The following is a 10648-nucleotide window of genomic DNA, read 5'->3' as shown; positions in this document are numbered from 1 at the left end:
ATTCAACGAGAAAGCGATGATTGCCGTCGGGTTGATAGACTTTAAAATGATCGTCGTGCCCTGTTGCTGCATAGGCTTTTTGTACAACGGGTATAAGGGCATCGACGCCTTGACGCGGCATGTCTTCGTCCCGGGTGGGCGAGATCATCATAAAAGGTCGCGGAGGCATGCAGGTGGCTACGACGCGCGGATGATCAAAGTGACACAGAAAGTTGGGGATGTAGTAATAGGCACTGTGTCGTTCGTTGTCACTCTGGTGAATGACGCTGGCCAGGCTGCCAAGGCCACCACAGACAGTTACGCCTGCCGCGATCCAGGGTGCGCACGCCATTGAATACCAGGTTGCGTTGCCGCCAAGCGACATGCCTGTCAGGCCAATGCGGCTTTTGTCAACGCCATTTATGGCGCAAAGAATTCGAGCGGCTCTGAGTGTTTCTTCGACGAGAATGCCCATCTGGCTTCGTCCATACGGAGCCAAGAGTTTGTTCTCTGTTGCCCATTCTTCAATGCTGCGGCGTCTTCCTTCTGTGCCTTTGATCGAGATGGCCAGTGTCGTGAACCCTCTTCGCGCGAGTTCACGTCCCCAGCCAATCAACGGACCATCGGGAGATTGATGGAAGTGTGGATGTGCGACCCGTTCTGCAGAACCGGATGTGCCAGAAATGCATACGATTCCCGGTCGCAATTTTCCCGTATGTCCAGGCGGTTCCATGAGGATGGCGGGAACGGTTTCGCGCAGTGAGTTCTGATAGCTCAGATGGGTGACGCGAATGTCTTCGATTTCTCGCGTTTCTAAGGTTGTGAAATCTACGCTGTCGGGGATTGTAGCCAGCCCCAGAAGCTCTATGAGCTTTGCACGGATATCTGAGTCGGCAAGGTCAGATGTGGATGCTGGCTGGATATCAGGTGGTATGATAGGTGACATATCGAGAAACCTTTGTCATCTCACGGTTTTTGCACGACAAGTTCCGGCCGTGGAATCATGCGTTCTGGATTCCGTTCGTAACCTCGTTTCCACAACTCCTCCACAAGCCTTCCACTTTTAGCCATTTCTTCGCGCAGCGCCTGCTGGTCCGCCTTTGCCCTCTGATCAATCGCTTCCGGGCAGCACACCTGGTATAGCATTCGCCGAAGCCGAGCCAGTTTCTGAGACGCATCGGGATGCTCCGCAAGATCTCGCATCTCCAAAGGATCTTCTGAAAGGTCAAACAACATCGGTCTTTCCCCAACGCATTCCACATATTTATCTGAACCCGATCGAAGAGCAAAAGCGCTTCCCGGAAGGCCCGGCCCATGGAATTCACTGATCGCGAATTCGGGAAGTGCCGCATCCGGCGCGCCCCTCGTGGATCCCAGCAAGGATGTCCCTCGCATGTGTGTTGGCGAAGGCAACTCCAGGGCTTCCGAGAATGTCTGGAAAAGATCGAGATGTGAAACAGGTGCAGGCTCGGACCCGCCTGATTCTATGCCGGGTCCAGCCACGATCATGGGTACGCGAATTGAATCCTCATACATCGATCCCATTCCGGAATTGCGATGTGCCCCCATGCTGCCACCGTGATCCGAAGCATAGGCGACCAGCGTCGAGTCCCAGAGATTCTCGGTGTCTATGGCTTTGAGCACGCGCCCCACGTTGCGATCTGCCATCTCACAGATGCCGTGGTAGCCTACCAGACCACGGCGCAACTCTTCGGGTGTGCAAAGATCGCTGCACGTGTAACGAACAAAATCCCGGTGGAAGGGGTGTAGTCGAGAAATGGGTTCCGAATAGCGCTCGTCCAGGTCTTCGGTTCGCACCAGCGGATCGTAGTAATCCCATAGCTCCTGCGGCGGATTCCATCCGGGATGGGGCTGTTTGATATTCACGATCAGGATCCAGGGGCGATCTTGTGGGCGTTCATTCATCAGCCACTGTATCGCTTCTTCCACGACCTGCGCGTCGTGCTGGTGTTCCCCACGCCCACTTGCAGGACCCGCTTCCCGCAATCGATGCAGGTGGTGGTATCGGGGGTGCACACGGCCCTCTTCGAACAGCGTGTGTACGTCCAGACTCTCCCGTGCCTTGGCCAGGCGCATATCTTCCACTCCAGCATCACTGCCCGGTTTGTAATCGAGCTTGCCAATGGTCGTAAGCACGACACCATTTTCTGCAAAGTAATGCCCCCAGCCTCTGGGCACTCCTGAATAGGGAAACGCATTGTCCCAGGTGGAGATCTCGTGAACATACCGTCCCGCCATCATCGCTCCCCGAGAAGGCGCGCACAGAGGACTTGGACAATAGGCACTGTCGAATCTCTTTCCTCGCCTGGCGAGCGCATCGATGTGAGGCGTACGGGTAATGGAACTACCGTAACAACCGGAAAACTCAGGGTTGTGCCGATCGGTCATGATATAAACGACATTCATCGAAGTCACCTCGGTGCGCGTTGTCAATGGCGGCATCTTAAGCCGTTGGAACATATCCCAGGTGGTCGTTATGTGCCACAGCTTCGGGAAAGGTCTCGTGAAGATGGTCGAGAACCATCTCAATCTTACACCTGCACAAAGAGCTGGAATAGGGCATCTCGCCGGTACGCCGGAAAAATGCCCCGTTCTTTTCGTGAAAATCACCCCGCCGGTCCATGAACTGCCCCCAGTGTCCCATCGTGTATCGCATCTCTGTTCTTCTCTCAGCGCTCTGAATCCAGGCCTCGGGAAACAGCATTTGAAACCGCGGTGCCGAATTCATCCAGCTGCCGCATCGAACCACTTTTACTTCCGGCCGATGTACTTGCGAATCTCTGAGCAGCCTGATTAGCGATGCAGCAAACTGTATGTGCATATCGCTGAGGGGAGATTTTGGCTGGTAAACATTGGCAATATGAAGGCTCAACGAGCCCTCGTGCTTGTAGTCATGATTCCAACATTCGTGTGAACGATCGCCAGGTCTGGGCTGTTCGTTACCCAACGTGCGAATGCGCGCTTCCATAAGTGGCCAGAGGATCGCAAGTCCCCTGATCTCCACGGATTCACTATCATTACCATACTTGTCGAAGATTTCTCCCAATTTCCCTACAATGACGTTCCATTCGGGATCTTCGTCTCCCGCTGCCGGATGGTGGTTGCCGTTGTAGAGTGAGGTATTCCGGTACAGATTGACTCGCACGTTGACGGTATCTTCCAGATCGCCGAGATTTTCCCGCAGCCGTTTGTTCGCGTACCAAAGGCTCAACCGGGTGAATTCCCGAACATAATGTACGCGAATCGGATCCAGATCGGACATTGATTCTACCCCCGTTGTTCGTATTGCGTTAATCTTTTCCTCTGCCGGATTTTGCGCCAAAATCCTGCCAGCCCCAATCCAGATGGATTCGGGGTATGGAAAACTCGTAATACCAGCGAATACTCACGGGTTCGTGTTGAGGTTCCAGGTATGCGTAAAAAAGAGCAGATCGGCCCGTCACTTCATCCAGCATCCCCGCAGGCGTGAGTTCCGACAACAGGTTCGGATCCTCTTCTACTTCCAGGTAACGCAGCAAATCATTTGTGTGGCTTTCGGCGCCGCTGGAATTCACCTGAACGGGTGTCTCATGTTCATTCCACCACGGCAAGTCCGATGCTGGTTGAGATTCTCCGTCTGCCGCCTTTGCCCAGATCGGTGTACTCCAGGCAAATTCTCCATCGTTCTGGCGAAGCCGTATGTAGTAGGCATTCTGTTTGAGCGGATGTTCATCCACGTAAGTCAGATCTACGTCCAGCGTGTTCGGACGCCAGGTCTTCAAGCGTCGATCATTCCGGATGAGATCTACGCGCTGCACTGTTGAGCATGCGTGAGCTACCACACGAACTCTGGCTGGGCCTGAAAGCTGTATCTCGCTGCCAGCGGGATTGCCTCCCAGCGAAACCATCAGAATGATTCGAGCCCCAGTCGTTGCAAAGGTTCGTTTTTCAGCGACAGCTTGCCAGATGGCCTCTCGTTCACAGCGAGTGGCCCACACACCCGCCAGAGGACCCGATCCAAATCCGGTATCACGGATGTTGAGCACCTTGTTGAACCGACCCCGGAAGCAATGGGGAGCCATTGGGGCGCCCAGTGTGGGCAGATGGATATCTCCCGATCCGATAACGGCCGGTCGATAGCCGTACCTCAGTGCCTTCTGGAGGAGCCACTCGAAAGCGCCGTGACCGCTGGCCACTTCCAGCAGTGGTTCGACATTTGGCCGAAATGCGTCCCAATTTGGCGGTCCTCCTCCAACGTGGGATTCAAGAAGAACATCCTCCCGATCTCCGTAGGTTTCCAGCAGGGTTTCCATCGACGAAAAGGTCGGCAGGTACCCATCTTCCATCTCCTGGAACACGACGTTTCGGTCCCCTCCAGAGCGCGTGTGAACTTCCGATGCGAGGAAGGGCACATATATTCCGGGCTCATCGTGATTGGCATATGCCTGTTGAAAGGCTTCCCACAGTTCAGGTTCGTCAGCCTGGTCTGGTGGCGACATGGGGCCTGGAGCCGCAAAATCCAGCCGTCCCACTTCGCGGGCTTGCCTGTGTCGGGCATCCGGATCCAACTTGAAGCTGGGCTCGTCCATCAGCGCCATGGACGTATCGCCCCAGGCGTGGGAGTGAAAGTCTCCCCAGAGCAGCCGGAAGTCCGGAGACTTCTGGCAGAATATCGGATTGCTTATGGCTCGAAGGTCTCCATCCCTCGCTTCGAGGCGATAAACGCCAGGGTGGCTAATCTGCACGTCCTCCAACCTCAGGACGCCGTTATGTACTGGCTCAAATATCGCTCGATCCGGCAGGCCCGATATATTGTCGGGGGCAGTTAACTGGACGACGCCTTGATATTGTTCACACACATTTCGATGGATATCGAAAGCGACCAGATTGAGGTGAAACGATTCGCCCTGTTCGACAATGGATGGTCCCAGGATTCGCAGCATATCTGCGGATGCTTCTGAAGTAATGCGAATCCGGATCTCTCCTCCCGCGATGCTGACAAATTCACCACTGCCATTGCGATCTACCGCTGCCTCCAGTCGCGCCATTGTAGTCGAGTCATAAACTTCAGCACCTGGACCACCCCCGCAGCGATCACCGATTCGCAATCTGACCCAATCTCCCTTTTGAAGGACCCCTTTCGACACGCGAACCCTCGCAACTTCGGGTTCGTGACCGTGGTCGGAATTGACAGTCAGGTCCAGCCTGGCATCAGAATTTGACGCTATTGTCACATAGTCGCGTCCCAGTGGGTTATTTAGCTGAGGGGCGTGGCCCATGAGGAATCCGCGGCGGAAGAAGCAGAATCCACCACCATCCTGCACATTCGCTGCAGCAGTAAATGTGATCTCCCACGTGCCGACTTTCCCGGCAGGCAGATTGAATGTGGATCCCGATGCAACAGAACCATCTGCACCCCGAAACAGGACCTCAAATCCATCGGGTTCATCCCCGGGAATCGAGGCATGGATCCACTCTATGCGAGCGTTTTTTGACATACGGTATCATCCGTTAATTCAGAAAGCCGCGAACGGTTGTCATATACCTTCTGAAATGCCTCTGCCGTTTGTTCGACCCAGATCGGATCGGGATCTACAGGGGTAGATAGCCAGAAGCACGTGCTATGTATCCTTTCGCTGATCGGCAGGCTGCCTGGTCGATACGATTTCCTCGCGTTATCTAGAAGATATCCCCAGGGACCCCCAAGGCCTTCGAATGAGAAATCGTTGAACAGTGACTCCAGATGCATCACACCATACCCGTAAGGCGTTATCTCCGGTTTTGTCCGCACCCCTTCGGCTACCAGCGCTTCCAGAACTTTCGACACGGGTACTCCATAGGCTTCGGGATCGACCAGACCCGCATACAACAGGAGACCGCCGCGGGTAGCCTTTGGATAGGCCTTCTGAGTCTCAACCCCCTCTACATTCTCGAGAAGCTCGTCCATTTGTGCAAACCACTTTCGGCGCTTTTCGTTGAGCTCTGAAAGGCGTTCGAGCCGTCCTCGAGCCATCGCGATACCAAAAGGATTCGCCCTGTATTTGACGCCCAGGCCCATGTTGTGCAATCCCTTAAACCGATCTGTTTTCCACGATCCCCCGCAACGACCGTACTGTCCCAATGCCATCATCTGGTCATAGAGATCATCGTCATCTGTCACCACCACTCCGGCCTCCAATCCCGTAACTGGCTTGCTGCCCTGCAGACTGAAGCATCCAATGTGGCCAATGCTGCCCACTGGCTTGCCATTCCACAGAGCGCCGTGTGCGTGAGAGGCGTCTTCAATCAGCTTGATGTCGGTTCCGGCGATCAGGTCCAGCAGTCCATCCATATCCGCCGGATTCCCATAGACGTGTGTGACGACAATCGCGCATGTCCTGTCTGTGATTCGTTGCTTTACATCTTCCGGATCCGCACAGAAGGTGTTCGGATCTACCTCGCAGAATACTGGCGTTGCGCCGCAGTGGAGGATGGGTGAAATCGTGGCATGCCAGGTGACTGATGGCACGATCACTTCTTTGCCAACATTGGCACCCGCAGCAAAAATGGCCGAGTGCAAAGCTGCGGTTCCGTTGCACGTACAGATCGCGTGCTGGGTCTTTACCAGTTTGCTGAAATCAGATTCGAAGAGCTCGAGATGTCGCCGGGCTGTCTTCGGATCGTCCAGTACCTCGTTCACGTACGACTTTTCAAGCGGCCCGATATTTTCCCACCCATCTCCTACTGGAGCCGTAACGGCCTTTGGGCCTCCTTCAATTGCCAGAAGTGATTGTGCCATGGTATTCTCCTAATGTAATCTCTGATGCGACGTATCAGACTCCAGGATACGCTCTTCCACTCTGAGAGGGGTCGGCCGGAGTCCAAAATCTCTCCACCCCCAGTCCACATGGATTTTGGGCATGTCGAATTCAAAATACCAGCGAATACTGATGGGATCTCGATCGATACCAAAATATCCGAGGAAAAGCGCACATTTTCCGGTGACTTCCTCGATTACGTCGAAAGGGGTCAGATCGTGAAACGCATCGATCTCTTCTTCCACCTCCAGGTAACGGTACAGATCGGCTTCGTAAGACTCCGCCTGGTTGGGCCTGAAGCTCGTGAGATCAAGAGGCTCGTGCGCGTTCCACCTGGGCAGGTCATCTTGCTCAGATCCATCCGGGCAGAAGGTCCAGATTGGCGTGGACCATGCATATTCACCGTCGATTTGGCGGAGACGAACGTAATAGGCTCCCTCTCGCAGCGGAATCTCGTCGGTGTGGGTCAGATCTATATCGAGTGCATCGGGATGCCATGAGTGGAGACAACGGTCATTCCGAATCAAGTCTATTCGCTGCACGGGAGCACAGGCGTGCGCGCAAATGGTGATCTCAGCAGGAGCCGCGATTTTGGCCTCGCTGCCCGCAGTGTGTCCGTTGACATCTACGGCCAGGATGATGCGCGCCCCAGTGGTGGCGAAGGTGCGTCGATCCCGAATCGCCTTCCAGATTTCGTTACGCTCGCAGCGCGCTGCCCAAACGGCGGCGATCGGTCCGTTTCCATACCCGGTGTCTCGGAAGTTCAAACCAACATTATGCCACCTCCCGAAGTAGTCTTTGGCGGCGATTGGAGCGCCCATTGTAGCGAGGTGGGTGTCCCCCGATCCAATAACGGCTGGGCGAAAGCCACAGCGCAGGGCCCATTGGAGCACCCATTCAAAGCAGCCATGCCCGCTGGCGACCTCAAGAAGCGGCTCGTGACTGGGGCGATAATCGTACCATTGGGGGGGACCACCTCCGATGTGGGCTTCAAGGATCACATCCTCTCGATCTCCAAACTCGGCCATCACTTCGTCCATGGTGCAGAAGGTGGGGGGATAGGTTTCAGTCCATTCACGGTAGATCACGTTCCGATCCCCTCCAGGTCTCGGGTGAACCTCTGAAGCAAGAAAAGGAACGTAAGTCCCCGGCTCATCGTTGTTCCGATAGGCTTGCTGATAGGCACGCCACAGCTCCGGTCGGTCCTCCTGGATTGGCGGAACGGCCGGTCCCGGCGCCCCAAAGTCCAGCCGGCCGACTCTCCGCAACTGTTCGTGTCTCCGCTCAGGATGAATCTTGAAGGTGGGATCGTCCAGTAGCGACATGCTAATGTCGCCCCATCCGTGGCAATGGAGATCTCCCCAGAGGAGACGGTGGTGGTGCTGTTCCTTGCAGAGGATGGGATTGCTCACTGCCCTTAGACCGTGGCGTTCGTCTTCCGCGATCAGACGGATAAGGCCGGGTTCTGATATGCGAATGTCTTCCAGAATCACGAGCCCGCTGTCACTGGAGCCCAACGAGATGGATTTGGGCAACCCCTCAACCGCTGAAATCGGACCAGAGAAGGTCACTCGACCCTCAAATTGTTCGCAGATGTTGTGGCTTGCATCGAAGGCCATCAGATGCAGTGCAAAGGCCTCATCGGGCGTAACGATCGACGGGCCCAGAAGCCGAAGCAGCGCCGGCACAGGATTGGATGTGATGTGAATCCTGCAAGGGTTGCAGACCAGTTCCCGATAGACGCCATCCCCTGTCCGATCCACGGCGCCGGTAATCCGACCCAGAGTCGTTCCGTCATAAACGGCACTCCCCGCGCCTCCATAGCTCGAATCGCCAATCTGAATGGTGAAGGTATCACCGGCTTTCATCTCACCCTCATCGACCAGCACCTGGGCGAATCCCGGACGGTGGGACTGCTTTTCTGAATTGACGACCAGGCGTAAGGCCGCATCACATTGGGTTTTTAGAGTGACGAAATCACGTCCCTCTGGGTTGTAGTCCTGAATCCGATGCGAGAACAGAAACGAGTGCCGCTGAAAAAGAAAACCGCCGCCGGCAGTTATGGTTTCTGACGCGGTGGCAGTAATCTTCCACATCCCCAACTTGCCTGCGGGCAATTCCAGATCGTGCCCACAGCTACGTGAGCCGTCACTTCCGTGAAATTCGACCTCGAACACATCGGGCTCGTTACCCGGCACAGGTTGGACTGTGATGCTGACGCGCTGCACTCGTGATTTCGGCATGGGTTCTCCTCCCCAAACTGGCTGTGCCCGTGCAGGCAAAGGAGACCCGGAACCCGATTCTGTAACTCTTTGGGAACGAGCAAATAGGCCGGTACGAACTTGTCCAGTCTCGGTAGTATAAAATTTAATTCAGCAAAGCACAAGCGAATCCAAATCTCTTTGGGATTCTTGGGATTCTTTGGTTGCGGGCTATTCAAACCAATGAGGGGATTGCGGGCGCTTCGTGCGAATCGAATCCAGTGCTGCCTCACAGATAGAAACTATGCGCGCACCCCATTGAGCAGGGATCGGATTGCTGATTTTGCCGTCGAGCAGATTCAGATAATCGACCACAGAGCGTCCCCAGCCGTGTCCTCCAACCACTTCATGAGCAGAGGATTCTTCAATTGGAACTGGCTCATGGCCGCGGCGGAAGAGTTGACCTTTCCACAACGTGCCCTCGGTGCCATATACGGCCAGAAAGCCGCCGCCCATTCCCTCGCCCATGCCATGTCCAGAGCAGCCGCTTGTCACAAAGACTTTGCCTGTGACGCCATTTTCAAATTGAAGGATCACAATATAACAGTCATCATCTGGAAATACCGGGATGCTGAGCTTATTGCTATAGGCATAGACCTCCGTAACCGGGGATTCGACGGTCCACAAAATCAGATCAAGTGGGTGGCAGCCGCCGCCCAGCAGGATATTCTGGGGATTTTGCTGATCAATGCGCCAGGGTGTGTGGTTTTTGCCCTCGGGTGAATAATGACTCCACATGTCGTGGATGTAATCGCCCTGGACAAAGAAAACATCGCCAATCTCGCCGGATTGGGCCATCAGTGCCATTTCGTGCCAGGGATGCAGGTAGCGCATGGTTTGGTCGGTCATGACGTGCTGGCCACTCTCTGCCTCCGCGTCGAGGATGCGTTGGGCATCTGCCACTGTGGTGGCAAGCGGTTTTTCCACCAGGACGTGGCAGCCCTGCTCCAATGCCATGACAGTCTGGTCGGCGTGCAAGTGATCCGGTCCTGCTACGACTACAACATCGGGCTGTGTTTCTCGCAAGAGTCGAGCGTACTCGTGACCAGTCAAGGCATCCGGATATTGCTCATGCATCATGTTCAACTGTGCCTGCTGTGGATCGACGAGGCCCACAATTTCTCCACGTCCATCGGCGGCGGCTACCTGGGCCACGTTACGGCCAGCGCTTCCACAGCCGCTAATCAAGAATTTGTAACGTTTCATGGCAGACATCTCAAATACTCAATGTACGATTTCAGGTGCTGTGTCGTTCGTTGGTTGCCGTCCCCAACTCAAAGGCGTACAGGGTGGCACGGTTCATCTCGAAGCGGACGTTGACCTTCTTGCCGGCAAGCGGCGAAAGATCCGGGCTCCCTTTCCACTTCAACGACTGTCGGAATTGATCTCCCGAGACCCGTTCGCATTCGTCGAACGAATAGCCGGGAAGCGGGTCGGCTGGCTCGGGCGGATGCGGAATGTTTTCATAGAGGGCGGCTCGAATCCATCCGCCCCGGTCGGCCGTATAGTTTAGTACAAGCTCTCCGCCGTTTATCTTCCGACTCTCCAGGGTAAATGCCCCGCGATTATCCGCTCGTATGCCCCCGAGCCGGTGCTCCGGCCACATCGCCA

8 protein-coding genes are annotated in these 10648 nt (G+C 55.2%); all 8 read right to left on the bottom strand.

From position 1 onward, the window contains the following. Positions 1 to 925: hypothetical protein (locus OXH16_12465; protein MCY3682207.1), on the bottom strand; the 925-nt coding region annotated here is incomplete at its 3' end. A gap of 20 nt (positions 926 to 945) precedes the next feature. Next, positions 946 to 2406, bottom strand: coding sequence for a sulfatase-like hydrolase/transferase (locus tag OXH16_12460; protein MCY3682206.1), 1461 nt, complete (start codon positions 2404 to 2406; stop codon positions 946 to 948). 37 nt (positions 2407 to 2443) lie between these two features. Continuing rightward, a complete protein-coding gene (locus OXH16_12455; protein ID MCY3682205.1) occupies positions 2444 to 3262 on the bottom strand; it encodes a hypothetical protein in 819 nt (272 codons plus the stop codon). Between the two features lie 28 nt (positions 3263 to 3290). Beyond that, on the bottom strand, positions 3291 to 5477 hold the full coding sequence (locus OXH16_12450) for a DUF3604 domain-containing protein (GenBank protein MCY3682204.1): 2187 nt from the start codon (positions 5475 to 5477) through the stop codon (positions 3291 to 3293). Beyond that, on the bottom strand, positions 5456 to 6757 hold the full coding sequence (locus OXH16_12445; protein MCY3682203.1) for a DegT/DnrJ/EryC1/StrS family aminotransferase: 1302 nt from the start codon (positions 6755 to 6757) through the stop codon (positions 5456 to 5458). The genes OXH16_12450 and OXH16_12445 overlap by 22 nt, the downstream gene beginning before the upstream one ends. A 9-nt stretch (positions 6758 to 6766) precedes the next feature. Next, complete coding sequence (locus OXH16_12440) at positions 6767 to 9019, bottom strand: DUF3604 domain-containing protein (GenBank protein ID MCY3682202.1); 2253 nt, start codon at positions 9017 to 9019, stop codon at positions 6767 to 6769. 189 nt (positions 9020 to 9208) lie between these two features. Then, positions 9209 to 10243 carry a Gfo/Idh/MocA family oxidoreductase gene (locus OXH16_12435; GenBank protein MCY3682201.1) on the bottom strand — a complete coding sequence of 345 codons (1035 nt, stop codon included), beginning with the start codon at positions 10241 to 10243 and terminating at the stop codon, positions 9209 to 9211. Between the two features lie 31 nt (positions 10244 to 10274). Continuing rightward, the coding region (locus tag OXH16_12430; protein MCY3682200.1) for a hypothetical protein at positions 10275 to 10648 on the bottom strand (374 nt) is incomplete at its 5' end.

The sequence above is a fragment of the Gemmatimonadota bacterium genome (genome assembly GCA_026705765.1).
Classification (GTDB): domain Bacteria; phylum Latescibacterota; class UBA2968; order UBA2968; family UBA2968; genus VXRD01.
The sequence above is the reverse complement of the archived record's forward strand: the minus strand, read 5'-3'. Positions and strand labels throughout refer to the sequence as shown.